The 25,538-nt window shown below is 68.6% G+C and carries 26 protein-coding genes; 10 read left to right on the top strand and 16 right to left on the bottom strand.

Annotated elements, in window-relative coordinates:
* Positions 1 to 1,407 carry an FAD-dependent oxidoreductase gene (locus ACIBL3_RS29780; protein ID WP_396356987.1) on the bottom strand — a complete coding sequence of 469 codons (1,407 nt, stop codon included), beginning with the start codon at positions 1,405 to 1,407 and terminating at the stop codon, positions 1 to 3.
* A 125-nt stretch (positions 1,408 to 1,532) separates the two neighbouring features.
* On the opposite strand from ACIBL3_RS29780, the gene ACIBL3_RS29775 reads away from it, so the two are divergent.
* Both ACIBL3_RS29775 and ACIBL3_RS29770 read left to right on the top strand, forming a co-directional pair.
* Positions 1,533 to 1,895 carry an ArsR/SmtB family transcription factor gene (locus ACIBL3_RS29775; RefSeq protein WP_396356986.1) on the top strand — a complete coding sequence of 121 codons (363 nt, stop codon included), beginning with the start codon at positions 1,533 to 1,535 and terminating at the stop codon, positions 1,893 to 1,895.
* Positions 1,896 to 1,903: 8 nt separating this feature from the next.
* Positions 1,904 to 2,947, top strand: coding sequence for an ArsO family NAD(P)H-dependent flavin-containing monooxygenase (locus tag ACIBL3_RS29770; RefSeq protein ID WP_396356984.1), 1,044 nt, complete (start codon positions 1,904 to 1,906; stop codon positions 2,945 to 2,947).
* Here the strand turns inward: ACIBL3_RS29770 and ACIBL3_RS29765 are convergent, their stop codons facing one another.
* From ACIBL3_RS29765 to ACIBL3_RS29745, 5 genes are read right to left on the bottom strand one after another with little or no spacing between them, the layout of a single operon-like run.
* Positions 2,948 to 3,931, bottom strand: coding sequence for a metalloregulator ArsR/SmtB family transcription factor (locus ACIBL3_RS29765; protein ID WP_396356983.1), 984 nt, complete (start codon positions 3,929 to 3,931; stop codon positions 2,948 to 2,950). It abuts the gene before it with no gap.
* 38 nt (positions 3,932 to 3,969) lie between these two features.
* On the bottom strand, positions 3,970 to 4,371 hold the full coding sequence (locus ACIBL3_RS29760) for an arsenate reductase ArsC (RefSeq protein ID WP_396356982.1): 402 nt from the start codon (positions 4,369 to 4,371) through the stop codon (positions 3,970 to 3,972).
* A complete protein-coding gene (locus ACIBL3_RS29755; protein ID WP_396356981.1) occupies positions 4,368 to 5,105 on the bottom strand; it encodes an aquaporin in 738 nt (245 codons plus the stop codon). Before ACIBL3_RS29755 ends, ACIBL3_RS29760 begins: the two co-directional genes overlap by 4 nt.
* Positions 5,102 to 5,770, bottom strand: a complete 669-nt coding sequence (locus ACIBL3_RS29750) for an arsenate reductase ArsC (protein WP_396356979.1) — start codon at positions 5,768 to 5,770, stop codon at positions 5,102 to 5,104. The genes ACIBL3_RS29755 and ACIBL3_RS29750 overlap by 4 nt, the downstream gene beginning before the upstream one ends.
* A complete protein-coding gene (locus tag ACIBL3_RS29745; RefSeq protein ID WP_396356978.1) occupies positions 5,767 to 6,465 on the bottom strand; it encodes an ArsR family transcriptional regulator in 699 nt (232 codons plus the stop codon). Before ACIBL3_RS29745 ends, ACIBL3_RS29750 begins: the two co-directional genes overlap by 4 nt.
* Positions 6,466 to 6,530: 65 nt before the next feature.
* Here ACIBL3_RS29745 and ACIBL3_RS29740 point away from each other — a divergent pair, with 65 nt between their 5' ends.
* Positions 6,531 to 7,826 carry a glycoside hydrolase family 27 protein gene (locus ACIBL3_RS29740; protein ID WP_396356977.1) on the top strand — a complete coding sequence of 432 codons (1,296 nt, stop codon included), beginning with the start codon at positions 6,531 to 6,533 and terminating at the stop codon, positions 7,824 to 7,826.
* On the opposite strand, the gene ACIBL3_RS29735 is transcribed toward ACIBL3_RS29740, so the two are convergent.
* Both ACIBL3_RS29735 and ACIBL3_RS29730 read right to left on the bottom strand, forming a co-directional pair.
* Positions 7,813 to 8,502, bottom strand: coding sequence for a hypothetical protein (locus tag ACIBL3_RS29735; RefSeq protein ID WP_396356976.1), 690 nt, complete (start codon positions 8,500 to 8,502; stop codon positions 7,813 to 7,815). The two genes, ACIBL3_RS29740 and ACIBL3_RS29735, sit on opposite strands and share 14 nt — an antisense overlap.
* Positions 8,503 to 8,818: 316 nt before the next feature.
* Positions 8,819 to 9,319 (bottom strand): cupin domain-containing protein, encoded by a 501-nt coding sequence (locus ACIBL3_RS29730; RefSeq protein ID WP_396356975.1) that lies wholly within the window; start codon positions 9,317 to 9,319, stop codon positions 8,819 to 8,821.
* A gap of 87 nt (positions 9,320 to 9,406) precedes the next feature.
* On the opposite strand from ACIBL3_RS29730, the gene ACIBL3_RS29725 reads away from it, so the two are divergent.
* A complete protein-coding gene (locus ACIBL3_RS29725; RefSeq protein ID WP_396356974.1) occupies positions 9,407 to 10,285 on the top strand; it encodes a LysR substrate-binding domain-containing protein in 879 nt (292 codons plus the stop codon).
* A 37-nt stretch (positions 10,286 to 10,322) separates the two neighbouring features.
* Here ACIBL3_RS29725 and ACIBL3_RS29720 read toward each other — a convergent pair whose 3' ends face one another.
* On the bottom strand, positions 10,323 to 10,976 hold the full coding sequence (locus ACIBL3_RS29720; RefSeq protein WP_396356973.1) for a hypothetical protein: 654 nt from the start codon (positions 10,974 to 10,976) through the stop codon (positions 10,323 to 10,325).
* Between the two features lie 263 nt (positions 10,977 to 11,239).
* Here ACIBL3_RS29720 and ACIBL3_RS29715 point away from each other — a divergent pair, with 263 nt between their 5' ends.
* Positions 11,240 to 12,166, top strand: coding sequence for a hypothetical protein (locus ACIBL3_RS29715; RefSeq protein ID WP_396356972.1), 927 nt, complete (start codon positions 11,240 to 11,242; stop codon positions 12,164 to 12,166).
* Between the two features lie 46 nt (positions 12,167 to 12,212).
* On the opposite strand, the gene ACIBL3_RS29710 is transcribed toward ACIBL3_RS29715, so the two are convergent.
* The 3 genes from ACIBL3_RS29710 to ACIBL3_RS29700 form a co-directional block, all read right to left on the bottom strand.
* Positions 12,213 to 12,473, bottom strand: a complete 261-nt coding sequence (locus ACIBL3_RS29710) for a WhiB family transcriptional regulator (protein WP_396356971.1) — start codon at positions 12,471 to 12,473, stop codon at positions 12,213 to 12,215.
* A 118-nt stretch (positions 12,474 to 12,591) separates the two neighbouring features.
* Entirely contained in the window at positions 12,592 to 13,020 is a 429-nt protein-coding gene (locus tag ACIBL3_RS29705; protein WP_396356970.1) for a nuclear transport factor 2 family protein, read from the bottom strand.
* Positions 13,021 to 13,128: 108 nt separating this feature from the next.
* On the bottom strand, positions 13,129 to 15,255 hold the full coding sequence (locus ACIBL3_RS29700) for an ATP-binding protein (protein WP_396356969.1): 2,127 nt from the start codon (positions 15,253 to 15,255) through the stop codon (positions 13,129 to 13,131).
* A gap of 181 nt (positions 15,256 to 15,436) precedes the next feature.
* Between ACIBL3_RS29700 and ACIBL3_RS29695 the strand changes: the two genes are divergently transcribed.
* Both ACIBL3_RS29695 and ACIBL3_RS29690 read left to right on the top strand, forming a co-directional pair.
* Positions 15,437 to 16,858, top strand: coding sequence for an FAD-dependent oxidoreductase (locus ACIBL3_RS29695; RefSeq protein ID WP_396356968.1), 1,422 nt, complete (start codon positions 15,437 to 15,439; stop codon positions 16,856 to 16,858).
* 10 nt (positions 16,859 to 16,868) lie between these two features.
* A complete protein-coding gene (locus tag ACIBL3_RS29690) occupies positions 16,869 to 17,711 on the top strand; it encodes an alpha/beta fold hydrolase (protein ID WP_396356967.1) in 843 nt (280 codons plus the stop codon).
* 311 nt (positions 17,712 to 18,022) lie between these two features.
* Here ACIBL3_RS29690 and ACIBL3_RS29685 read toward each other — a convergent pair whose 3' ends face one another.
* Positions 18,023 to 18,643 carry a TetR/AcrR family transcriptional regulator gene (locus tag ACIBL3_RS29685; RefSeq protein WP_396356966.1) on the bottom strand — a complete coding sequence of 207 codons (621 nt, stop codon included), beginning with the start codon at positions 18,641 to 18,643 and terminating at the stop codon, positions 18,023 to 18,025.
* 289 nt (positions 18,644 to 18,932) lie between these two features.
* Here ACIBL3_RS29685 and ACIBL3_RS29680 point away from each other — a divergent pair, with 289 nt between their 5' ends.
* Positions 18,933 to 19,751 carry a hypothetical protein gene (locus ACIBL3_RS29680; protein WP_396356965.1) on the top strand — a complete coding sequence of 273 codons (819 nt, stop codon included), beginning with the start codon at positions 18,933 to 18,935 and terminating at the stop codon, positions 19,749 to 19,751.
* A 39-nt stretch (positions 19,752 to 19,790) separates the two neighbouring features.
* On the opposite strand, the gene ACIBL3_RS29675 is transcribed toward ACIBL3_RS29680, so the two are convergent.
* The 3 genes from ACIBL3_RS29675 to ACIBL3_RS29665 form a co-directional block, all read right to left on the bottom strand.
* Positions 19,791 to 20,390 carry a hypothetical protein gene (locus ACIBL3_RS29675; RefSeq protein WP_396356964.1) on the bottom strand — a complete coding sequence of 200 codons (600 nt, stop codon included), beginning with the start codon at positions 20,388 to 20,390 and terminating at the stop codon, positions 19,791 to 19,793.
* 248 nt (positions 20,391 to 20,638) lie between these two features.
* Positions 20,639 to 21,199: a DJ-1/PfpI family protein gene (locus ACIBL3_RS29670; RefSeq protein WP_396356963.1), complete on the bottom strand. Its 561-nt coding sequence runs from the start codon at positions 21,197 to 21,199 to the stop codon at positions 20,639 to 20,641.
* A gap of 185 nt (positions 21,200 to 21,384) precedes the next feature.
* The gene (locus ACIBL3_RS29665; protein WP_396356960.1) at positions 21,385 to 21,762 is read right to left on the bottom strand and encodes a winged helix-turn-helix transcriptional regulator; all 378 of its coding nucleotides are present in this window, start codon (positions 21,760 to 21,762) and stop codon (positions 21,385 to 21,387) included.
* Positions 21,763 to 21,832: 70 nt separating this feature from the next.
* Between ACIBL3_RS29665 and ACIBL3_RS29660 the strand changes: the two genes are divergently transcribed.
* Complete coding sequence (locus tag ACIBL3_RS29660; RefSeq protein WP_396356959.1) at positions 21,833 to 22,546, top strand: SDR family oxidoreductase; 714 nt, start codon at positions 21,833 to 21,835, stop codon at positions 22,544 to 22,546.
* A 198-nt stretch (positions 22,547 to 22,744) separates the two neighbouring features.
* Complete coding sequence (locus ACIBL3_RS29655) at positions 22,745 to 25,471, top strand: ATP-binding protein (protein WP_396356958.1); 2,727 nt, start codon at positions 22,745 to 22,747, stop codon at positions 25,469 to 25,471.
* Positions 25,472 to 25,538: the final 67 nt, after the last annotated feature.

The following is a 25,538-nucleotide window of genomic DNA, read 5'->3' as shown; positions in this document are numbered from 1 at the left end:
TCAGTTGCAGCAGCCCGACTGAGTAGCCGGCTTGGCCTCGACAACCGTCAGCAGACCGCCGCTGATCCCCGTGGCCAGTCCGCGCCCAGCCGGTGCCTCGATGCTGACCGCCTGCGGGGCGGGGCCGCAGCAGCCGCCGGCAGCCTCGTCGGCCGAGTCGCCGTACGCGAGGTTCGACGAGCAGACACCGGTCTCGGGCAGGTTCAGCTGTACGTCGCGCGCGGCGTCCCAGTCCCCCGACAGCGCTGCGACGACCGAGCGGGCCTGTTCGTAGCCGGTCGCCAGCAGGAACGTGGGCGCCCGGCCGTACGACTTCGCGCCGACGGCGAAGTAGCCCGGCTCGGGGTGCTCGAGCTCGTCGACACCGTGCGGCGGGACCGTTCCACAGGAGTGCTGGTTCGGGTCGATCAACGGGGCCAGCGCGCGGGTGGATCCCAGGATCGGGTCGAGGTCGAGCCGCAACTCTCCCACCATGTCGTGATCCGGCCGGAAGCCGGTCGAGTTCACCACCGTGTCCACGACAACCGACCGGTCCCCCGCGGTCAGCTCCACGCGACCATCCGCCGTACGGTTGATCGCCTCGATCCGGAAGCTGCTCACCAGCTCCACGTGGCCGGACTGCACCAGCTTCTTCAGCCGAGTGCCGAGCGCGCCGCGGGCCGGAAGCTCGTCGTCGGCGCCGCCGCCGTAGGTCCGGGCCTGGTCCGCACCGCGAACCACCCACAGCACCTCCGTGCCCGGCTCCTGCGCAGCGAGATCGCCGAGCTCCAGCAGCGTCGTCGCCGCCGAGTGACCCGCCCCGACAACCGCCGTACGGCGACCCACGAAGCGCTCACGGTCACGCACCAGCACGTCCGGCAGGGCCGCCGAGATCACGTCCGCCGCCTCGGCTTCTCCCCGTGCGGGAATGCCGGAACCACCCAGCACGTTCGGCCGGCGCCATGTCCCCGCCGCGTCGATGACCGCGCGGGCCAGGACCTCCTCGCCGTCGGCCAGGCGCACGAGGAAGGGCGCGTCCTCGCGGCCAGCAGTCCGGATCCGGTCGAACCCGACCCGTGTCACGGCGGTCACCTGAGCGCCGTACTTGATCCGGTCACCGAGCTGCGGCGTCTTCGCCAGCGGGGCCAGGTAGGCGTCGATCAGGTCCCCGCCGGTCGGCAGGTCGTCCGGGTTGGGCTCGATCCAGTCGGTCTGCTCCAGCAGCCGGCGGGCGGCGCCGTCGATGTCGTAGCGCCACGGGCTGAACAGCTTCACGTGCCGCCACTCGTCGATCGCCGCGCCGACACTCGGGCCGGACTCCAGTACGACGAACTCCAGGCCGCGCTCGGCCAGGTGCGCGGCGGCGGCCAGACCGACCGGTCCCGCCCCGATGACCACGACCGGAAGGTCCTTCGATGAAACGCTCATTGCAACTCCCCAAGACTCTGTACAGGCCCGGGCGCCCGGAAGCCGCGCCGGTGACCTGAGTTGATGCTCATCTAATCAACGAGCTCCACCTTGCCTCCTGATTAGACATAAGTCAAGATAGACGCATGTCAAAACAGCAGCTCTCCCTCGAGCCCGTCGGCGGCGGTTGCTGCGTCCCGATCATGGACGCTGCCCTGGAGCCTGCCGCGGCAGCCGAGGGCGCCGCGGTCTTCAAGGCTCTCGCCGACCCGGTCCGGCTGCGGCTGATGTCGATCATCGCCTCGGCCGGCGACGAGGTCTGCGTCTGCGACATCACCCCGCAGTTCGACGTCTCCGGCCCGACCATCTCCCACCACCTCAAGGTCCTGCGTGAGGCCGGCCTGGTCGACTGCGAGCGCCGCGGCACCTGGGTCTACTACTGGCCGCGCCCCGAACGCCTGACCTGGCTGTCCACGCTCCTGTCGGTCCCGACTCCGACCACCGTCTGACGCCCGAGATGGTGCAGGTCGTCGTCATCGGCGGTGGACAAGCAGGCCTCGCGACAGGCTTCTACCTGCGACGCTCAGGCCTGGTCCCGGGCAAGGACTTCGTCATCCTCGACGCCGCGACGCAGCCGGGCGGAGCCTGGGCGCAGCTGTGGCCGACGCTGCGGACCTTCTCCCCCACCCAGTACTCATCGCTGCCCGGCTGGATGATGCCGCCTTGGACCGGCGACGCCGGTTATCCGCTGGCGTCTCATGTCGTCGACTACCTGACCCGATACGAGCAGCGCTACGGCCTCGACGTACGGCGCTCCGTCTCGGTGCAATCCGTCACGCGCGGCCGTCACGGGCTGCTTCAGGTGCACAGCACTCGTGGTGACTGGGAGGCAGAGGCAGTCGTGTCTGCGACGGGTACGTGGTCGCGTCCGTTCGTTCCGGCGTACCCGGGATCGTTCGCCGGCCGCCGGGTGCACACCGCGGGCTACCGACGCGCATCGGACTTCGCCGGCCAACGGGTGCTGATCGTCGGCGGCGGCAACTCGGCCGCGCAGATCCTCGCCGAGGTCTCGCAGGTCGCGGCGACGACCTGGATCACGCTGCGACCGCCGCGGTTCCTCCCTGACGACGTGGACGGCCGGGCGTTGTTCGAGATCGCGACGCGCCGGCACCGCGCCCGCCAGGTCGGCGAACCAGACTCCGCTGGAGTCGCCGGCCTTGGCGACATCGTGATGGTCGACAGCGTGCGGGAGGCCCGCGACCGCGACGTACTCCATGCCCGATGGCCCTTCACACAGTTGGTCGACCACGGTGTCCGATGGGACGACGGCAGCGAGTCGTCCTTCGACACGATCATCTGGTGCACCGGCTTCCGCCCCGCCCTTGGCCATCTGACCGCTCTGGGTCTGCGAGGACCCGACGGCCGGATCCCAACCGACGGCACCCAGGCCATCAAGGAGCAACGTCTGCACCTGATCGGGTACGGCGACTGGACCGGGCCCGCCTCGGCCACGCTGATCGGAGCCGGTCGGACGGCCCGCGACCTTGTCGCCGCCCTCTGATCAGACAGGCGCGGACAGCTCGGCGACGAGCTCCAGGACTTGTCGACGAATCTCGTCGCGGATCTTGCGGACCTCCGGCAGTGGCCGTCCTTCGGGATCCTCGATCTGCCAGTCGAGGTAGCGCTTACCGGGGTAGACCGGGCAGGCGTCGCCACAGCCCATGGTGACGACGACATCGGCGGCCCGCACGATCTCGTCGGTCAACGGCTTCGGGTACGCGCCGCCGAGCTGGACGCCCACCTCGCCCATGGCGGTGACCACGTTCGCGTCGACGAGCGCCACGGGCAACGAACCGGCCGACCGCACGAGGACCCGGTCGCCGGCCAACTGGCTCAGCAGGCCTGCCGCCATCTGTGACCGGCCCGCGTTGCGGACGCAGACGAAGAGGACCTCCGAGACGCTGGTCCGCGTCTTGCCCTCCGCCTTCGCGAGGGCGGTCAGCCGCTCGGCCGCGAAGTTCGCGGTCAGGGATGGGAGAAACCTGCGGACCCGGGACCGGGCCGCCAGCATGTCGTAGCTCTCGCCGACGTACCGCCGTACCGTTTCCGGCGAGAAGGTCCCCGTGAAGCGGGTCGCCAACTGCTCCGCGATGCGCTCGAGCTGCCGATCGACAACGGCCGAGCTGAGATCGAACCCGGCCTCACGAGCTCCGCCTTGCTCGGGCACCTCCACCCCGAGCAAGGTCGCCAGTTGCGCGACGGCGTGATGTGTCGGCCGGTAGTAGCTGAACGACTGCCGCCGCTCCCGCGTCAGCAGATCGGCCTCGCAGAGCAGCCGCAAGTGATGGCTGATCGCGGTGAGCGACTGATCGAACTCCGCGGCGAGCTGACCCGCACTCATCTCACCGGCCGGGTGGGTCAGGACCAGGCTCATCAGACGAAGCCGCGTCGGATCCGCGACAACACTCAGCTGAGCCGCGCGCCGCTCGGCGTCCTCCCGTGACAGCGGTACGACCACCGTCCGCGCTCCCCCCGGAGTCGACATAGGTCTATATTCACAGCCGTCTATTTAGCGGTCAACGCTCAGGCCGCCTGCAACTCGCCGACGAGCTTTTCGACCCGGCCGCGGATCTCGTCGCGGACCTGGCGAACGACCTCTATCGGCTGACCGGCCGGGTCGGTGAGCTCCCAGTCCTCGTACCGCTTGCCCGGGAAGATCGGGCACGCGTCGCCACAGCCCATTGTCACGATGACGTCGCTCTCCCGGACGGTCTCGGTCGCCAGCAACTGCGGCACCGCGCCGGTGATGTCGATCCCGACCTCCCGCATCGCCTCGACGGCCACCGGGTTGATCTGGTCGCGCGGCGCGGAGCCGGCCGAACGGACCTCGACGGTGTCGCCCGCCAGGTGCCGCAACCAGCCCGCGGCCATCTGCGACCGGCCGGCGTTGTGGACACAGACGAACAGAACACTTGGCTTGCTCACTTGGATGCTCCAGTTGATTGAGATGTAGTCACCACAGCGTCTGCGACCCGCCCAGCAGCCGGATACAGCACCGCCAGCAGTCCGACACCGACTGCCGCGCCGACCACCTGCGCGATCACGAAGCCTGGTAGCGAGCCAGGAGCGATCCCGGCAAAGGTATCGCTGAACGCCCGCCCGATCGTGACCGCGGGATTGGCGAACGAGGTCGAGGAGGTGAACCAGTACGCCGACCCGATGTAGGCGCCGACCGCGGCCGGTGCGACCGAGGCCCGGCCGGATGCCGCGAGGGCGAAGATCAGCACGATCAGCCCGGCCGTCGCGACCACCTCACCCAGCCACAGCTGCCCGGTGGCCCGTTCCGTCGTCGACCATGAGACCGCGGCTTCGCCGTACATGAGATTCGCCAGAACGGCGCCCAGCACAGCGCCGACGATCTGCGCCGGGATGTAGGCGGTGAGGTCCTGAGCGGTCAGGCCGGTGCCGCTGCTCCGGCCGAGCCACCAGTCGACGGCCGACACCACCGGGTTGAAGTGCGCACCCGACACCGGCCCGATCATCAGGATGAGGACGGCGAGGCCGAGTGCCGTCGCGAACGCGTTCTCCAGGAGCTGGAGCCCGACATCGTTCGCCGACAGCCTGGACGCGGCGATCCCGGATCCGATGACGACGGTGACCAGCAGACCGGTTCCGATGCCCTCGGCAACTGTCCGTCGCCACAGCGGAGTCGTGTTCACCGGCCGCTCACGACATGTACGTCGAGCTCGTCGAGCAACTGCCGGACGCGACGCTCGATCTCGTCGCGGATCGGGCGGATGTCGGCGACCTCGAGGCCGGCGGGGTCGTCGAGAACCCAGTCCTCGTACCGCTTGCCGGGGAAGATCGGGCAGGCATCGCCGCAGCCCATGCTGATCACGACATCCGCTGCCCGGACCACCTCGTCGGTCCATGGCTTCGGGTACTCGGTCGAGATGTCGATGCCACGCTCGGCCATCGAGGCCACCGCTGCCTGGTTCACCTCGACGCCCGGCTCCGAGCCACCCGACCACCCGATGGCGCGGTCGCCGACCAGGTGTTCGAAGAACCCTAGCGCCATCTGACTGCGGCCGGCGTTGTGCACGCACAGGAACAAGACGACCGGACGGCCATCGTCATGGTGGCCTTCCACTCGCGCGAGTGCCGTCAGCCGCTGGCGGGCGAAGCGTTCTGCCAGCAGCGGAAGGAAGTTCGGCACCGTGCTACCGGTGGCGAACTGGTCGTAGCTCGAGTGCAGGAACCGCTCGATCGTCTCCGGCCCGTAGATTCCGGCGAACTGCTCGCCCAGCCGGGAGGCCGCCGTACGCAACGCGAGGTGCTGGTCGATGGACAAGTCTTCCCGGTGGTACCTACTGACTTCGGTCATGCGCCGGCCTTCTTCCTCTTGCTCTGTGCAACCAGTGGCGCCAGCCGCTCGATCCGGCCGGCGATCTCGTCGTACGCGGCCTCGAAGGCCGCATCCGTGTCCGCCGGCGCCGGATCCGGTACCGACCAATGCACTCGCGGCCGGGCCTCCGCCGGCAGGTGCTCATACGCGATGTCGCACACCGCGATCACCAGATCATCCGGCTTCACCACGTCGTTCACCTGACTCGTGCGCCACTTCTCCGGGTCAAGCCCACGCCGCCGCGCCACCTTCACTGCCCGCGGATGCACCCGCTCCGCCGGCTGAGTCCCGGCTGACGTCGCCGGGACGTGACTCCGGCGCGACCAGATCGCGGCAGCCAGCTGCGAACGCGCCGAGTTGTGCGTGCACACGAACACGACCCGCGGGACCGCGCTCAACGGAGGAATCCCCACCTTCGACAACGCCTGCGGCACCAACCGCACATAGGTCCGGCGATGGTCACCCTCGGACCTCCCCCGGATCACCAGGCCGGCCTCCTGCAGAACCTTCAGGTGATGCGCCACCAAGTTGGTCGGCATCTCCAGCAACGCCCCCAACTCCCCCGGCGCCGCGTCCCCCACCGCCAACGCATCCACAATCGCCAACCGAGCCGGATCCCCAAGCGCCGCATGCACCCGAGCCCGCTCCACCAGAGACCGCACCTCAACGTCCATTGCCTCAATAATCACTGAGCAATACCGGAGCTGTCAACGCAGCCTCGGCGATCTCGGGGCGCGTCGTGCAGCATCCGTACGGCGGCGGCCGCCGCGGCCCACGCCTCCGGCGACGACGTCGACGGCTCCCCGATGCCCCGGCGACACCCACGGACTCCGGCGTCCAGTCCTCGACGCACCCCGACTACGGGACGAAGTGGCTCACCGAGGAGCACATCAAGGACACCGCCGACGCCATGGCAGCGAACCTGAAGCAGGCCGGGTACACGAACGTGAACCTCGACGCGGGCTGGAACGCCAACTGGGACTGGCAGTTCCGCACGGACGCCAACGGCATCCCCGAGGCCGACCCCGAGCGCTTCCCGAACGGCATCGCCAGCCTGGCCAGGTACGTCCACGGCAAGGGACTCAAGCTCGGTCTGTACGGCGGCGCCGGTCTGCAGAAGCCGATCTACGACAAGAACGCCCCGATCCTCGGCACCGACTGCACGACCCAGGACATCACCGTGATGCCGCTGACGCCGACCAACATGTGGGGCGGCGACTGGAAGATCGACTTCACCAAACCGTGCGCACAAGCCTACTTCGACTCGATCGCGGACCGGTTCGCGTCCTGGGGCGTCGACTTCGTCAAGATCGACGGCGTCACCACCGACAACATCCCCGACATCGAAGCCTGGTCGAAGGCGATCGACCAGAGCGGCCGCAAGATGTGGCTGACCGCGAGCGCCTGGCCGATCCCACGCGAGGCGGGCGAAGGCCTGCGGCCGTGGGCGAACAGCGTCCGCGTCGACACCGACGTCGAGTGCTACTGCAACACCGTGTCGACCTGGACGAGCTCGGTCGACAACCGGTGGGAGGACCTGCCGAAGTGGCTCGACGTGGTCGAGCCGAACTACTGGCCGGACCTCGACTCGATGCCGATCAACAACAACACCGGCCGCGGAATCCAGGACGGCATCACCGACGTCGAGCGGCAGAGCGTGATGACGTTCTGGTCGATGGCCTCCTCACCGCTGTACGTCGGCGGCGACCTCTCGAACATCGACGACAAGGCCGTGTCGATCCTCACCAACCGCGAAGTGATCGCCGTCGACCAGGCCGGCGTGATCCCGACTCAGGTCACCGCCGGAACGCTGCAGGTCTGGAAGAAGCGCCTACCGGACGGCCGCCTCGCGGTCGCGGTCTACAACCTCGGCGACCAGCCGGCCGACATCACGGTCACCTGGCAGCAACTCGGCGTACACGGCAACCGACAGCTCCGCGACCTGGTGAACCACCGCGACCTCGGCAAGTCCAACAAGTCCTGGACCGCCAAGTCCGTCCCCGCCCACGGCTCCCGCCTGATCACCCTTTCCTGAGGAGGGTCAGCCTGCCGTAGCAGTTGTTGCCTGCGGTGCCGCCGAGTACTGAGCCGAGCAGGGTGATGAGGAGGATCGCGATGAGGGCAGCCAGAGTCGCCCATGGGCGGTCGGCTTCGGCGACGGGGACGGACGGCCAGTCGATTCGCTCCACGACGTCGTACTTGCGATCCACCAAATAGCCCAGGCCGAGGATGAGGCCGGCAGCGGCCCAGCCGAAGAGCCAGACGCCCAAGCCCTGCCGGTCGCCGTGCGACGGCACCATCCGCCCGCCGGCGTAGCCTCCCGCGAACGCGGCAACTCCCATCGACAGAACGAAAACGATCCAACCGCCGACGTACAGCCGGCCGGTGCTGGTCTCGTCGCCCGCCCAGGCGGCGAGTCTGTCCCACCCGATCAGCGTGCACACGGCGCCAACCAACGCCAGCAGGAGTACGGCGGTGCCGCAGGCGACCAACCAGCCGAAGAACGCGGCGCCGAGCGACGCCCCCGGCACCCGAGGCTCACCCTCCCGATACGCCTCGTCCTCCGGGTACGCCTCGTCCTGCGGGATCGGCTCGTCAGCGCCGGCATCTTCCCGTACGCCGGAGTCACGAGTTCCCAGCAGCTCATCCAGCCCGACCTCGATGTCGTCGGACTCCCTGTCCCCGTGGACCGCGCCGCGCCGACGCATCATGGTCACTCCCCTGCCGTCCCCAACGCATCCGGTACCCCCGAACAACCCCAGCGATGCGGCTTCTCTCAGACAGCCGTCGTACGCCAGCCGTGCACAGCCGTAGTGCTGCCTCCCCGCGCACCGTGGACGGCGCGGTACTCGGCCGGCGGCAAGCCGAAGCGGCGTTTGAAGGCGCGGTGAAATGCCCAGGGCTGGTCAGTCCCCAGCGTGCGCCGATAGTGGCGACCGGCCGTTCGCGCAGACCGGGATCGAGAAGGTCGCGCCGGCAACGATCCAGCCGCCGCGACCGAGACGGCCCTTAGCAGAGTTCCCACGTCTACGGCTGGGGCGGCGGAGCCAGGACGGTGATGCCGTGACGAGCCGCGGTCTCTGCGAGTACGGCGAAGTCCGGCGGCTCCACAGGTTCGGGCGGCAGCGTGAGCGTCGGAGCAGGACGGCCGACCTCGGCTGCGAACTGCTCGAACCCGGCGGGCGTGTGGAGGGACAGGAAACGTGCCGTCGGCGACGTGACGACGTACGCATGGCGCAGTCGCCTCGGCAGCACGGCTGCGGTGCCGGGACCAGCGGTGTGTTCGTCGTCGCCGACGAGGACGCGCAACTCGCCATCGAGCACCAGGAACATCTCGTCATCACGCTCGTGGACATGGACCGGGCTGGCGTCCCCGTGCCGGCCCAGGTTGTCCGTCAGCGAGAAGGATCCGCCAGTCTGTTCACCGGTCACGCGCACCTGAGACAGCACGCCCAGGAACCAGATCGCGGTCTGCGCATCCGGATCGGCGATCAGCCCGCGCGTGCCGGGCGTCAGGGGTCGGGTCATCGTCGGCATCCTTTCGACGATTCCAGCCAACCGTGAGCCATCGATGATGTCCAAGGCCTCTTGGTTCATGATTGATAACGTGGCCGCATGGATGTGGATGGGCGCTTGTGGCGGTCGTTCGCTGCGGTGGCCGACGAGCTCCACTACGGCCGCGCCGCCGAGCGGCTGCGCATCACCCAGCCGGCCCTGTCCCGGCAGATCCGCGACCTGGAACGGATCCTGGGAGTCCGGCTGTTCGACCGGACCAGTCGGCGGGTCACGCTCAGCCGAGCCGGCCAAGCAGTCCTCGAGCAGGCGCGACGGGCGCTGACCGAGTCCGATCGCGCCGTACGGCTGGCCCGGCTCGCTGCCCAGGGTGGCGGGGGCGAGCTGGCCGTCGCGATCCTTCCATCGGTCGCACCCGCCTTGCTGCCCACGATCATCCGGGCGCACCGGAAGACGCACCCCGAGATCAGCTTCCGGATCAGCGAGAGCTCCGACGACGAGCAACTGGTGTCGCTGAATGCTGGTCGTGTCGATGCCGGCTTCGTGCGCGCCTCGGCGGCGCCGCCGGGCATCCAGTTGGAAACCCTGCTCACCGAGCCGCTACTGGCCGGAGTACCGCTGGATCACCGGCTGGCGGACCGCGACCGGATCGCCTTGTCCGAGCTCGCCGGCGAGCCGTTCGTGTTCTTCCCGCGCCACCGGTCCGTCTTCGCGTACGACGAGTTCATCGCGGCCTGCCGCGCCGCCGGATTCAGCCCGGACATCGTCCAGGAGGCCAGCGGCATCTCCGCGCTCGGCCTGGTCGCCGCAGGCCTCGGCGTCACCGCCGTCGCCTCCTCCTACCAAGCGGTGTCGATGGCCGGCGTCCGCTTCGTCCCCCTCGACGGGCACGAGCTCACCCTCCAACTCGCTTGGTCCGCAGACAACAGCAACCCCGCCCTGCCGGCCTTCCGCGAAACCGCCCGCCGCGCTTGCTACTGAGCCCCGTTAGCTCTTGCCCTGGCTCGCGCACTGGCGATCATTCGGACCGGCACGCCGGGGCGTTGGCCAGTGCCGCGTCGGACCGGGCGAACGCGTTGAGGTTTTTCGCCGCGTTCTCCCATGCCGAGACCCACATCTCCTGAGCATGTTCGGCGCCGAAGTCGCCGGCCGCGTGGGCTCGCATCATCGCGAGATGCGCGGCCCAGTCGCCGCTCGCAGCACGCCCGCTGGCCGCGGCTACCTCGAGTGCAGTCAGGCGCTCTCGACAGGCCGCGGCATCCGGGCTGGTCAGCCCCTCGCACCCGCGAACGACCTTGGCGTAGGCGGACGTGGCCGTGGCGAGCTGACTGACATCAGCCGGTCCGGCGAGCCGAGTCCGCTTCCAGATCGCTTTGGTCGTCGCTTCGGTGTTCTTCCCGGTCATCAGATCCGTACGGGCCTGGACATGCTCCCGCCAGTGCCCGGCCGCGATCCGCGCGGCCTTCACGACCTGTTCGGCAGCGGCGATCTGGGCGACGCACGCCGCGGCCGAGTCGGTCGCCTCGAGGGTGGACGTCGTACCGAGCGTCCCGGACGCCGACGCGACAGTGCCTGGCAGCGATGACGGCGGCTGACCACCCTGCCGCCCGCTGTCGTCCTGAAGCTGGGCGCCGACGACCACGACCGCAACGGCCGCTCCGACAAATCCCACAGCAAGCAGAAGCCCGCTGCCCCAACCTTTCCCGTGCGGTAACGCTCGTCTGGCCCGTGACATGGTGGCAAGCTCCCCGGTTTCTCGGTCGGCCCTGCGAAGGGAATGCTGCCGGAATGCATCCGGAATTGCGAACAAATCACTGTACGGAATGGTAGTCGCACAATCAGTTCGACTCGCTGCCGAACTTCTGGTGGAGCATCTGCGTCTGACATCGCACGGTGCCCCTGTGGGGAAGGGGCCATTCGTCTTGGGGGAAAGACATGATTCGACGATTGGCCGCCGTCGCGGCCACCGCCACCCTGCTCGTCACAGCGCTACCGGCCGCCCAGGCCGCAGCAGCCGGGCCGGCGAACTGCACGAAGCACGTCCTCAAACTGCCTGCTGACTCGCTGCCAGGGTCAAGCAAGGCGCGTACGGCGGACCCGTCCGGCCGCTACATCCTCGGTGAAGCGAATCGGGAGGGACGCATGCACGGCCAGGCTGTGCTCTGGGTGAACGGCGTACCGCGCTGGCTCGCCTCACAGCCGGACGGCGAGTCGTTCGCCTACTCGGTGATCGAGGGCGGACTCGTCGTCGGGACCACCAGCAGCATGACGCGGACCGACCACTGGATCTACTCGGTCAAGACCAACTCGTACCGCATCCTCGAGCCCACCACCCTGCAGATCAGCAGTCTGACCGCGATGAACAAGAACCAGGACATCCTCGGCACGACCTGGGACGAGACACTCGGCCAGAACATCCCGTTCGTCTGGCCCGCGGGCGGACAACCGCGGCTGATCCCCGTGCCGAGCGGCACGACCCTCTACGCCAGCGAGCCCTCACAACTGCCCGGCATCAACGACACCGGCGTCTGGGCGCGTGACATCGAAGGCAGCTGGATCGCCGGCGGCGACACCGACATCGACGACGTCACCGGCCTGCTCTGGAACACCGGCACCACCCGCATCGTGCAGCTCGAGGATCGAGTGGTCGACCTCGACAGCTCCCTCGACGCCGTCACCGAGGGCCGCTTCGGCCCACTCGGCGACTACCCGTCGGTGATCATCAAGAGCGACGGCACGAAGATCACCTTCCCCCAGGGCACTCTCCTGGAGCACATCTTCGAGCCCAACACCAAGTGGACAGCCGCCGGGTACGACGTCAGCTCCGGCGAACTCGTCCCGATCGTCTACGCCTGCAAGTAACAGCTCACAACAGCAGCCCACTTGCCCACCGGCAGGCGGGCTGCGCCTATCTCGGCAGCGACTCTGCAGGGTCGGTCTCCCGGAGCCGGCGCCTCAAGTCACGACGCTCGAGCTCGGACAACCCGCCCCACACGCCGGCGTCCTGCCCGGTCCGCAACGCCCACTCCAGGCATGCGTCAACCACTTCACACCGCCGGCACACCTGCTTCGCAGCCTCGATCTGCCGCACAGCCGGCCCAGTCGTCCCGATCGGAAAGAACAGCTCCGGATCCACACTCCGACACGCCGCCCTCAGCAGCCACCTCATGGCATCAGCTCTCCTTCACGGAATCCGCCGGCACGACGAACTCCTCTGAAACAGGGACCGAATCCTGACCCGGTTTGTGACACCACCGGAGTCCCCGAGAACCTTCTGCCGAAGGAAGCTAGGTGGTGGTCGAGCGCTCGAGTGGCCGGATGTTGGTTGCCTCGGCGAACATCCAGGTGTCGGTGTACTGCTGCCACCGCACCACCTTGCCGCCCGCGATGTCCCAGACATGAACGACCGGCACCGACAGGTCCGTGTCCGTGGCCCGCGCAGTGGCGGTGTAGCGGCCTTGCATGACGACCGTGTCACCGCACTCATGGAGCCGCTCGACCTTGATCCGGAAGGTGTCCCCGAACAGCTCGGGGATGCGAGACAGCACCTGTGCCGCGACCTCGTCAGGACCGTAGATCGGTCCACCCGGCCACAGCGTCGCGTGCTCGGCCTCGATCCACTCCACCTGCGGGTCCAGCATCCCCAGCATTCCCGCGATGTCACCGCGCGTGAACGCGTCGTACACCGCGCGCACTACCTCGACTTGCTCGGACATGAGCCCTCCCCCGACTGTCGCCCCCGGGCGGGACCACAAGACGAACCTCCCGCCTCTTCGAGTCTCGGCCCAACCCTCCGAAAACTGAAGGCGTTCAGGTCAGCGAACTCAGGCCGGCTCGGCCTGGGGGCCGTGGAGTTCGCGGGTCCATAGGTAGTCGATGATGCGGTCGACGCCGCGGGTGAGGTGGCGGCGGTAGGTGGTGAACGGGAGGCCGAGCACCTCGGCGGCGCGTTCCTGGGTGGTGGCCGGTCGGAGGAAGGTACGGTCGACAGCCCGGAACGGCCTGTCGTCACGGGGGTCTGCCCGGAGCGATTCAGCAGCCTCCAGAACGAGGGCACGGAGTGTGTCGGCGGATGCCTCACCGTGGTCGCGGATCAGCCTGGAGCGTAGGAGCGGATTGCCGGCGAGCTGGTCCGGACGGTGCAGGGACCGCAGCGCGGCACGGACCGCCTGGGCGAACTCGGGCTGCGACAGCACCAGCTCCGGATCCGCGCCGGTCGGTGGTCCGGCAGGCGCACCGATCTCCCGGTCGGACATCAGCTCCAGCCAACCCAGCGGCCCCAGTCGCCGGAAGTCGTGGGCGAACACCGCGTAGTGATGGCCGCCGACGTCGTACTCCGCCTCGTGGGCCCGGTGGTAGTCGATGTAGGCGAAGAAGGGCTCCCAGAAGGCTGCGTCCTCGTAACACGCGATGAAGTCCCACGACAGCCCCGCGGCGGTGAGGATGTGCTGGATGTGCCACGCGGTGATCACGTTGTTCGACGCCGACGGGCTTTGGTAGGCGTCGCGATCCATCAGGAACCTGGCCGCATGCACGCTCTCGCCCCTCCGCGGCGGACCATGCCGCTGCGCGTAATCCCAGATCGCCGCGGCGCCGGGGTCGACGGCGAGATCGGACTCACCGACCTGATCGAGCGTGAGAATCCCGCCGTAGCCGATCGGTTCGCCGGCTCCGGCCCGGATGGAGATGAACGTCGCAGCCGGATGCCCCATCCAGTGCGCCACCAGCTCGGCCTGCTCGGCCGATTGGTGCCGCTCGGTCATCGCGAGGATCGGCGCGCGGTCCTCGTCGTGGAGCTCGTCGGGAAACGCGTGCCCGAAGGACTCCCAGTCCCAGAAGCTTCGCATCGCCGGGTTGTTGCGGTGCAGGAAGATGATGTCGGCGGCCCAGCGGTGCTGTTCCAGTCCCCTGGTACGGCGTGCCTGCTCGACCAGATGCCGCCGTACCCGCCGGTGCAGGTCGGCGTACGACGCCCGGTCGCGCCAGCGCAGATCCGCGTCGAGGACGTCGCGGGCCACGTCGTGCGGGAACACGCCGTACGGATCTTCCTCGATGAACGACAGCCCACGCAGCCAGCCGAACAGCTCGTGCGCGTCGTCGCCGCCCAGCGCGGTGCGCAGCAGGTCTTCCGTGGTGAACCGTGCGTGCGCGCAGGCCTCCAGCGCTTCGCGGTGCCGTGGGCTGGGGACCCACTCGACGAAGTGTTCGAGTAGCACCCGAACCACGTCCGGCGTTTCCTGCAGAGACAGGCCCGGCGCGACGGCACCCCGGTGTTGCTCGACGACATCGACCAGCAGGGACAGTGCCAGCGGATGGCCGTGAGTCATCTCGAGCACCTGTCCGTGCAAGGCCGCGGGCACGCCCGCGGCGTGCAGGTATGCGCGCGCGTCGTCCGGTTGCAGGTTGCGCAGGGCAACCACTCGTAACAGCTCGCCCCAGCCTGGATCGCTCGCCCACTGCGGCGACGGCGGCGTCCGCCCGGCCACCACGACCAGCGCGTCCGCGGGAAGCGCGGGCAGGAACTCCTCACGCAGCCAGTTGTCCAGCGGAGCCAGCTGCTCGTAGGTGTCGATGAAAAGAATCGGGCGAGGGTACGCAGCGAGGCTCTCCAGAGCTCCCGCTTGGTCCGGCAGGCCGAGAGCTCCGCCGAGTGCGGCGTAGAACGCGGGCGGCGACGGCTCGATCGTCCGGGCGTCGAGACGCACCGCCGTCGCATTCGCCTGTACGGCGGTCTCGGCGAGAGCGCCGAGCAAGGTGGTCTTCCCGATCCCTCCCGGCCCGTGGACGAACAGCACCGTGAAGCCGGGCTCGCCTGACGTCAACGCGCTCCGGAACAGCTCGAGCTCGCCGGTGCGCCCCACGAACCGCCGGCGCCGCGCCTGCCGAAGCCGATCAGCCACCGTGATCGCGCCGAGCTGTGCCGTCGGTGTCGACTTGCCACGGCTCGTCATGTGCCACCCCCCTCCGGCACTCCGAGCATTCTCAGTCCAACCTGCCTCTCGCCCGGTTGGCGGTCAAGACGGACGGACATCCAGGACGGCGTTCGGACAGTGATTGGACAGCGATTGGCCTGGAGGGTGAGCAGGCCGGTGCCGCACGCTTCCGGCACCGATTCAGCTCCGGAGGTGCGACATGGCGGAAATCCTCGTACTGGGCGCCGGCCTCAACGGCCTGGCCACCGCGATGCTGCTGGCCCGTGACGGCCACAGCGTGACGATCCTGGAACGAGACGACTCAGCTCCCGGCGCCGACGTCGCACGCGTTTGGCACAACTGGCAGCGGCCGGGGGTCAACCAGTTCCGGCAGTTGCACTTCATGCTGCCCCGCTGGCGGACGCTCGTGCAGCAAGAGCTACCAACCGTGCTCGAACAGCTGATCGCCTTCGGCGGCACCCGGGTGAACGTCTTGGAGGAGTTGCCATCAGCCATCACCGGTGGCCGGCGCGACGGCGACGAGCGCTTCGACACGGTGACCGCCCGGCGTCCGGTCCTGGAGGCAGCAGCCGCCGCAGTCGCACAGCGAACCCCCGGTATCTCGATCCGCCGCGGCGTCACGGTCACCGGATTGCTTACCGGTCGCGGCTCGGTCGCAGCCGCGCCACACGTGACCGGGGTCGTGCTCGACGGCGGCGCCGTACTGCCTGCCGATCTGGTCGTCGACGCGACCGGACGACGGTCACAGGTCGGGACGATGCTCGAGTCCGCCGGCGGCCGCACGCCGTACCAGGAACGCGAGGACTCAGGATTCGTGTACTACGCCCGCCACTTCCGTTCAGCGGACGGATCCCGCCCCAGGGCACAGGGCACGCTGCTCCAGCACTTCAACAGCCTGTCGATCCTGACTCTTCCCTGTGACAACGACACCTGGGGCGTCGGGTTCATCACGTCTGGGCGGGACAAGCAGTTGCGCGGGCTCCGTGACACCTCCGCCTGGCACGCGGCGCTGAAGCTCTACCCGACGGTCGCCCACTGGGGAGCGGCCGAGCCGATCACCGACGTCCAGGTGATCGCCGGCATCGAGGATCGGTACCGCCGGTTCGTCGTTGACGGCGAACCTGTGGTCACCGGGCTCGTCGCGGTCGGCGATGCGTGGGCGTGCACCAACCCCTCGCTCGGCCGCGGCGCGTCGATCGGGATGCTGCACGCGTGCGCACTCCGCGACCTGCTCCGCGACGTCGGGCCGGACCAGCCGGAGAAGCTGGTACGGCGGTTCGACGAGATCACCGAGAGTACGGTCGCCCCGCTGTACCGGATGACTCTGGCCTTCGACCGGCACCGGCTGAACGAGATCGCCGCCGACGTCACCGGCGAGACCTACCGCACCTCAGACGCCAACTGGGCGATGAGCAAAGCACTGTATGCGGCCGCATACCGCGATCCCGACGTACTGCGTGCGTACGCGTCCGTGGTGTCGATGCTGTGCACACCCCAGCAGGCGCTGGCGGCCCCAGGCATGGTGGCCAAGGTCCTCACGCTCGGCGCCAACGCCCCGCAGTACCCAACCCCTGGCCCCGACCGTGCGGAGCTCCTCTCCACGATCGCGGCAAACCAGTAGGGAGCTCGCCATGCGACTGGACATCAACGGAACGACCCTCGAGGTGGAGGACTGCGGCGACGGCGAGCCCGTCCTGCTACTCCACGGCTGGCCCGACTGTCACGAGGTTTGGCGCCACCAGATCACCGCACTCGGCGCGGTCGGCTATCGAACCATCGCACCTGACCTTCGCGGATTCGGTCAGTCCGACAAACCCGGCGCCGTCGAGAGCTACGGAATCATCCAACTCGTCGGCGACCTCATCGGGATCCTCGATGTCCTCGAGGCACCCCGGGCCCATGTCGTAGGCCACGACTGGGGCGGTGCGATCGGCGCCGTACTCGCTGCCCTGGCGCCTGAGCGGGTCAACACCCTGACCTGCCTGTCGGTCGGCCACCCAGCGGCGTTCGCCGCCGCGGGCTGGGCCCAGCGCGAGAAGTCGTGGTACATGCTGCTGTTCCAGTTCCCCGGCGTCGCTGAACACTGGCTTGCCGCCGACGACTTCGCCAACCTGCGCGACTGGAGCAGGCACCCGGACATCGACTCCGTCATCGCGCGCCTCCGCGATCCCGCGGCCCTCGTCGCGAGCCTCGCGGTGTACCGGGCGATCCTGCCACCGGAGTCGCTGATCCGACCTCCGACGGAGCTCCCGCCCATCCAGGCGCCGACCATGGGGATCTGGAGCACCGAGGATCTCGCCATCACCGAACAAGCACTGACCGGCACCGCTGCTTTCGTCCATGGCCCGTGGCGTTACGAGCGGATCAACGGCATCGGCCATTGGCCACAACTCGACGCACCCGACCACGTGAACACCCTGCTGCTCGACTTCCTGGCAACCCACTCCCAAGCCGGCGCACGCCGAATCGCCTGAGCGCGACGTCAGGGCTGAGTCAGCGTTTCGGTCGGCGTTTCCGTTCCGGTCGGCGTGGGGGTCGGGGTCTCCGTCGGGCTCGGTGAGGTCGATACGTCGGGCGTGGGCGTGGCCTGGGTTGCATCCGACCCACCCCATCCCACCCACCGAGCACCCCACCCCCAGCTCAGGCCGAGCGGACGCGGACGTGGACGTGGTTGTTGTGCTCGTCGTCAAGGAAGAGCTTCTTGTTGCCGGTCGACGCCTAGGCCGGGTTCGGAGAGGTGTGCCGGCGGGGATGGTCTGCCGATCTGTCCGAGCACCGCACGGCTCTAGCGCGGTCGTTGCCTTCTCACAGCGACGGTTCCTTGGCTAGCGAGCGCATCGAGGTGATATGAAATGGCGGCTGTCAGCTTCTCGGCCGTGTAGACATCCGCCCGCATAGCCGCGTGCACAGCGAGACCGTCGAGCCAGGCGTGCAACCGCTCAGCCTCAGCCTCAACGTCGCTCGGGGCGAGACCGGCCGCCGAGAGGTCGGTCAGCATCGCTCGACAGCCGGCTTCGAGCGCGGCGTAGCCCTCGTCTCGCAGGACGCGCAGCGACGAGTCGACCATGGCTCGGGACGTGAACGCCAACCAGACCTCGTTCTCGGCCCGCCGGTCGTCATCGAGCGGTAGCAGTTCAGCCAGTGTGCGCTCGGCTCGTCGCCTCGGGTCAGGCTCGGGCTCCAGTCTCGCGAGGCGGGCCTCGATCCGCTCGATGACCGTCCGGAACGCGAAGACCATCAGCTGGGACTGGCTCTCGAAGTAGTGCCGCAGCGATCCCACCGACAGCCCCGCCTCGCGCGCGACGTTGCGCACCGAGGCATGCTCCAGGCCATCGCGGCGTACCACTCGCAGTACCGCCTCGACAAGCTCGTCGCGGCGCTCTACGGGGTCCACGAGTTTTGGCACTGGTCTTTTATAGCACAGTCGTGCTACGTTCCGTTGGTAGCACAGTCGTACTACCAACCTGCCGGAGGCCGCCGTGACCCTCATCAACGAGCCAGAAGCGAAACCGCGCCGACGTGGTCTGCCCGCACTGCTCCGCCGGCGCAGCGTCCACCTCGCCGCCCTGGGCTGGATCGCCTGTAACGCACTGGCTCTCGCCGTGGCGGGAGACACGTTGCCGTTCGACTGGCCGAGCGCCGCTTCGCGGACACCGCTCGGTCGCGTGGTGGACGCCAACCTCGTTCTCCTCGAGGTGCTGCTGCTCACCGCATTGACCTATTGGCTCACCCGGAAACGGGCCGTGCCTGACCTCGCCGGCCGCGCACCGCGGCGATCGGTGGCCGCCGGCGAAACCCTGTTCCTGCTTCTCTACGCCGCAGGCACGCTGGGCCTCGGCTTCGCCCTGGCCCGACTCGCCGGATGGCACCCCTTCGGTCTTCACCTCGCAGGATCGATCTACGGAACACACGAGCATGTCAGTCCCGCCGAGGCAATCACCTGGGCAGGCTTCAACCTCGTCGTCTACGCGGTGATTCCGCTCCTGTACTTCCGCCGCCGCTACTCGGCCGAGGCGCTCAACCTTCGCTCGGGCAACCGCCGCGCCGACGCGCTCCTCATCGGCGTGATCCTCAGCGTCGAATCGCTCGTCCAGATCGCCACGCTCGATCCGGCGATCTTCGACCTTTCCGCCCGTCAGATCCTGGTCGGCGCTCCGATGACCTTCACGCTGTACCTCGCCGGCACCGTCCTGCCCTCCATGGTCTTCATCTACGCGATCTTGGTACCGCGCTTCTTGCGACTCACTGGCTCGACCGCCGCCACGGTCATACTCGGTGGGCTCACCTACACGGCGCTGCACATCTGGGACGCGTGGATCGTCTTCGACTCACCGGGCAATTCCGCCCTGTCGGTTGTCTTCCTGCTACTGACCTACTTCGCACCCGGAATGTTCAAGACCGTCCTCACGGTCCGAACCGGCAACGCCTGGGTTCATGTCTGGGCCTACCACGCGTTGGCGCCGCACACCCTCGTCGATACACCGCACATGGTCCACGTCTTCCACCTCAGATAGCCAACAACCATTCGGAGTTGCGGCGCGTTGCGAGCACAGCTAGCTCGCCGTGGGCGGGCGGGTGTCACGCGAACGGGGCAGGCTCAGCAGGGCGCCGATGAGGAAGCACAGGGCGCCGAGTGCGGTGCACCAGTTCGCGGCGGCCAGGTTGAGTATCGAACCGGTGGACGGCACGACGAACGACGCGATGGCCGAGATGCCGAACAGCACGCATCCGAGCAGATTCACGGCGGCCGTCGTACCCGCACGGTCCATCCGCCGCGGGTGGAACCCCGGTCCGGCCGCGACCCGGTAGGCCAGCACCCCGGACACGAGAAAGCACGCCGAGCCGAACACATCCGGCGTCCAGATCAGCCGATTCTCCTGCTGCGTCGACAGGCTCTCCTGCATCGCGGAGTACGTACTGAGATTGAACAGAAGAGTCCCGACAAACTGCACCGCAGCACTCCACCATGACGGATCCCGCCCCCACCGATGCCCCCGCCGAACAGTCCCCTCCCGCAGTTCCATCGCGGCGGCGAGAGTGAAGAACACGGAGCCGACGAAGAAGACCACGCCATCCGCCGAGGCACCCACCAGTTGGACGAACCCGGGGAACGGCCCGATGAAGAAGCACGCCGACCCCACCGCGAACCCCACGGCAATCGCGCGATCCCAACCCACCCGGGTCGCCGGCCGCGGAACGGAAACCAGCGCGTGACCTATCACTCCCACACCACCCCCACCCGCCGACCGTACGGCTGCCCCCGCCATGCCCTCTTCCCCCGGCACGGATGAGCCCAGCGCGGTCGATCGCGCCGCAGTCGACCCAGCACGCGACGGCACGCGCACAGGAGGTGGGTCGGAGTCGCCGGCGGACTGGCCGCCGGCGACCAGGACGTCGAGAGCTATGCCGGTGCGTGCTCCTTCAGGATCGTCATGAAGGCGCGCATCCAGCCCGGGTGATCCGGCCACGCGCGACCGGAGACCACATTGCCGTCGACGACAGCGTCACCGTCGACCCACTCCGCGCCGCCGGCACGGATGTCGATCGCCAGCGCTGGATAGGCCGAGGTCTTGCGTCCATTCAGGACACCTGCCGCCGCGGCGACGAGCGGGCCGTGACAAAGCTGAGCAACAGGCTTCGACTCACCGTAGAAGTGCTGCACGATTCGCTGGCAGTCCGCGTCGTTCCGGATGTACTCCGGCGCGCGTCCACCCGGAATCACCACCGCGACGTACTCCGCCGGATCCACGTCGGCGAACGCCACGTCAGCCTGGCAGGTGTGCCCCGGCTTCTCGGTGTACGTGTCGAACCCGTCGATGAAGTCATGCACCACGAACTGCAGCTTCTTCACCTCTGGCGCAGCCACGTGTACTTCGTATCCCTCCTCCAGCAACCGCTGGTAGGGGTAGTACACCTCCAGATCCTCCGCAGCGTCACCAGTAAGAATCAGCACCTTCGCCATCCCACCGTCTCCTTTCAGCCACCCTCCACCAGCCAGCCTCTGCCGCACCCGAACCCGGGTCAAGCCCGAGAACTCCGCACAACCTCAGCGTCATCCCGATCACCACAATCAGTGCGATGAACCGGGTTAGGGCGCGGAAGTCGGCTTCGATGTCAGCCCACTGTCGGGTCAGCCAGGCGTGGTCTTCACACCGGGTCGGCGTACGTCTGGTCGTCGTGACGAGCGCGGGCGGCTTCGATGTCGGGGACGTGTTGTTCGGCCCAGAGTCGTACGGCGCGGAGCGGGACGAGGAGCGAGCGGCCTAGTGGTGTCAGGGCGTATTCGACATGTGGCGGGTTCTCGGCGTACTCGTGCCGGCTGATCAGGCCGTCGACCTCGAGCGAGCGGAGGGTCTCGGTCAGGACCTTTGGCGTGATGCCCTGAATGTGTGCTTTGAGGTCGGTGAAGCGGCGAGGGCCGTCGGCGAGGGCGTTGACGACGAACACGGTCCAGCGGGCGCCGATGCGGTGGAGCACGGTTCGGCTCGGGCAGGTCGCCGCCATCACGTTGTACGCCTTGCCCATGGGTGCTCCCAGTTCCGTTGAAGATACCGGTATCAAATCCATACCGTGAGGTCCGATCCTACGAGAGGGAGTGACGACAGTGGAACGGATCCTGGTCATCGGCGGTGCACGGGCGCTAGGGGCGGCAGTCGCGCGGCGTGCGGTGAACGACGGGTACGACGTGGTGATCGGTGCACGTGATCTGGCGGCCGCCGAGGCGCTGGCGGCCGAGATCGACGCGACCGCGGTGCGCATCGATCTGCAGGACGAGACGACGATGGCCGCTGCGGCCACCCGGCTCGCGGACGGGATCGACCACATCGTGACGACCGGTTCGGCGCCGCACGACGTTCGGGCTGTCGAACTGGATCACGACAAGCTGATGGCCGCGTTCACGGCGAAGGTGATCGGACCGCTGCTGGTCGCCAAGCACTTCGCGCCGGTGCTGCGGCCGAACGGGTCGATCGTGTTGTTCTCCGGCGTCGTCGGGTGGCGACCGGGACCAGGCTCGCTGGTCAAGGGGGTGACCAATGGTGCGGTCGAGTACGTCGCGCGCCACCTCGCGGCGGACCTCGCCCCGGTGCGGGTCAACGCCATCTCGCCCGGTGTCGTCGACTCGGGCGCTTGGGACCGGTTGGGCGACGGCAAGGCCGGCTTGCTGAGCAAGAGTGCCGCCGGAACGCTGGTCGGACGGTACGGCGAATCCGACGACGTCGTCGACACGGTCATGTGGCTACTCCGCGCGGGCTTCATCTCCGGCGAGACAGTCCACCTCGAAGGCGGCGCCCGCCACAAGACCTCCTAACGCCACGCGAGCCCGTCAACCCCTGAGCACCTTCGGGCACACGACGTGGTCGGTCGTCGAGGACGCAGTGCGTGTTGCGTCGTGCGACGTCCTGTGCCTGGACCATGGCTCGGTGGTGTTGGTCGGCGCCGTCTGGCGTTGCGTTGGATCGTGTCCGGGTGCAAGCCTGACCTCGTGGTCCCGGATGGCGGGGGTCTCATGGCGGAGCGTGAACTGCGCGGCCGGGAGCGGGAGAGCGCCGTGCTGGACGGTCTGCTCAACGAGGCGCGGACCGGTCGGAGCGCTGTGCTGGTCGTCTGCGGTGAGGCGGGCGTCGGCAAGTCGGCGTTGCTCGACTCGTTGGAGGCGCGAGCCCCGTCCTGCCAGGTCACGAAGGCCGTCGGGATCGAGTCCGAGATGGAATTCGCGTTCGCCGGACTCCATCAGCTGTGCCAGCCGTTCCTGCCGCTACTCGACCGCCTCCCGCGTCCACAGCAGGACGCCCTCAGTACGGCGTTCGGCCTGCAGACCGGACCGATTCCCGATCGGTTCCTGGTCGGCCTCGCCGTACTGAACCTGCTCGCCGAGGGAGCCCGGCAGCAGCCTGTCCTCTGCATCGTCGACGACGCCCAATGGCTCGATCGCGTCTCCGCTCAAGTCCTCGCGTTCGTCGCTCGGCGCCTGGCCGCTGAGGCGCTCGTACTGATCTTCGCCGTACGCCATGGTGAGGAACACGAACTCGACGGCCTGCCCGAACTCGAGGTCCACGGCCTGGGCGATGCGGACGCCCGCGCACTCCTCGACTCAGTGCTGCCGGGACCGATCGACCCCCGAGTCCGCGACCGGATCGTCGCAGAGACGCGCGGCAACCCACTCGCGCTACTCGAACTACCCCGAGCCTGGAGCGTCACCGAACTCGCGGACAGCGACAGCGAATCCGCACTGTCCAGCCGCCTCGAGGCAGGCTTCGTACGGCGTCTGGAGGCGCTCCCGCGCGACGCCCGCCTGCTCCTCCTGACAGCGGCCGCCGAACCGCTCGGCGACGCAACCCTGCTTTGGCGAGCAGCGGAGCAGCTCGGACTTGGCGCGGACCCGGCATCGAGCGCGATCGAGTCGGGACTGATCACCTTCGGACACCACGTCATGTTCCGGCATCCCTTGGTGCGGTCGGCCGCCTACCGGACGGCATCGCCCAAGGACCGGCAAGCCGTACATCAGGCCTTGGCCGACGTCACCGACCCCGAGACCGCTCCCGACCGGCGTGCCTGGCACCGCGCCCAGGCGACCCCCGTCCCGAACGAGGAAGTCGCCGCCGAGCTCGAGCAGTCCGCTCAACGGGCGCAGAGTCGCGGCGGCCTGATCGCCGCCGCCGACTTCCTCGAACGCGCCGCCGAGCTCACGCCGGCACCGGACCGCCGCGCCGATCGCGCTCTAGCCGCCGCGGCCGCGAAGCGCGGGTCAGGCGCACTGGACGTCGCGCTGAGCCTGCTCAGTGGAGTCGCCGCCGGCCCACCCGACGCGTACCGAGCGGCCGAGGTCGAGCGGCTGCGCGGTGAGATCGCCTTCGACCAAGGCCACGCCCGCGACGCCACCCGCCTCCTGCTCGGCGCTGCCAGACATATGGAGACGTGCAACTCGGACCGGGCCCGGATGACCTTCCTGGAGGCCATGTCAGCAGCGATCTGGGCCAGCGGACCCGGCGCTCCGGGCATCTTGGCGACCACAGCGGCCGCGACCCCTCCCCCGGCCGCAGCGGATCCACCCGCCGATCTCATCCTCCAGGCGTTCGCCCAACGCTTCACCCGCGGATACGCAGCCGCCGCACCACAATTGACCAAGGCCCTCGCACTGGCAGGCGAGGCGATGGTCGACGCCGACGACGTCGGCAGCTGGCTCTGGCTCGTGGGAAACCGAGCCAGCGGCATCATCGCCATCGAGGTCTGGGACTTCGACACCGCACTCGAGCTCGCCCGCCGCCAGGACCGGATGGCCCGCGAGTCCGGCGCACTCGTGCAACTCCAGTTCGCCCTCAACTTCCGCGCCAACCTCACCTGCCTCACCGGAGACCTGCCCGCAGTGGCCGGCTTCATGGAAGAGGAACGCCAGCTCGCCGCCGCGACCAACAACCCGCGGATCCGGTACGGCGAGATGCTGCTCGAAGCATTCCGCGGCAACGAAACCTCCGCGACCACCTTGATCGACACGATCGTCCGCGAGTCGACCGAGCACACGCAGGGCCGGATGGCGTCGTTCGCGATGGTGGCGAAGTCGGTGCTGCACAACGGCCTCGGCCAGTACGACGCCGCCCGCGAAGCGGCACGCCAGGTGTTCGACCAGGACGTCGTCGGGTACGACGTACTGGTCGTCGGCGAGCTCGCCGAGGCAGCCGCCCGCACCGGCGACACCCAACTGCTCGAGAGCACCCTCGCCTGGCTCACCGAACGCACCGCCGCCACCCCGACCGAGTGGGGACGCGGCATCGAGTCGCGCGCGCAGGCGCTGCTAGAGGACAGCGAGGACGCCTACCGCCGATCCATCGAGCACCTGGACCGGACCAGCATCCGCGTCGAGCAGGCCCGCGCCCGTCTGCTGTACGGCGAGTGGCTGCGTCGCGAGGGTCGCCGCGTGGACGCCCGCGAACAGCTACGGACAGCGCACGAACAACTGGAGAAGATGGGCCTCGAAGCCTTCGCCGAACGCGCCCGCCACGAGCTGCTCGCCACCGGCGAAACGGTCCGCAAACGTACGCCGGACACCCTCAACGACCTCACCGCACAGGAGGCCCAGATCGCCGGTCTCGCCCGCGACGGGTTGACCAATGTCGAGATCGGGGCGCAGCTCTACATCAGCCCCCGGACGGTCGAGTGGCACCTGCGCAAGACCTTCTCCAAGCTGGGCATCACCTCTCGTCGCCAGCTCCGTAGCGCCCTGGCCCGCTCCGCCTGACAGCACCAGCGCTGTTGGTCCCGGTCCTCGCATGAACACCCAGAACCGGCCGGAGTGCATGCTCCGG

This window comes from Kribbella sp. NPDC050124 (assembly GCF_044460355.1).
GTDB lineage: Bacteria > Actinomycetota > Actinomycetes > Propionibacteriales > Kribbellaceae > Kribbella.
Note: the sequence above shows the minus strand (reverse complement) of the source record. Positions and strands in the feature narration are given on the sequence as shown.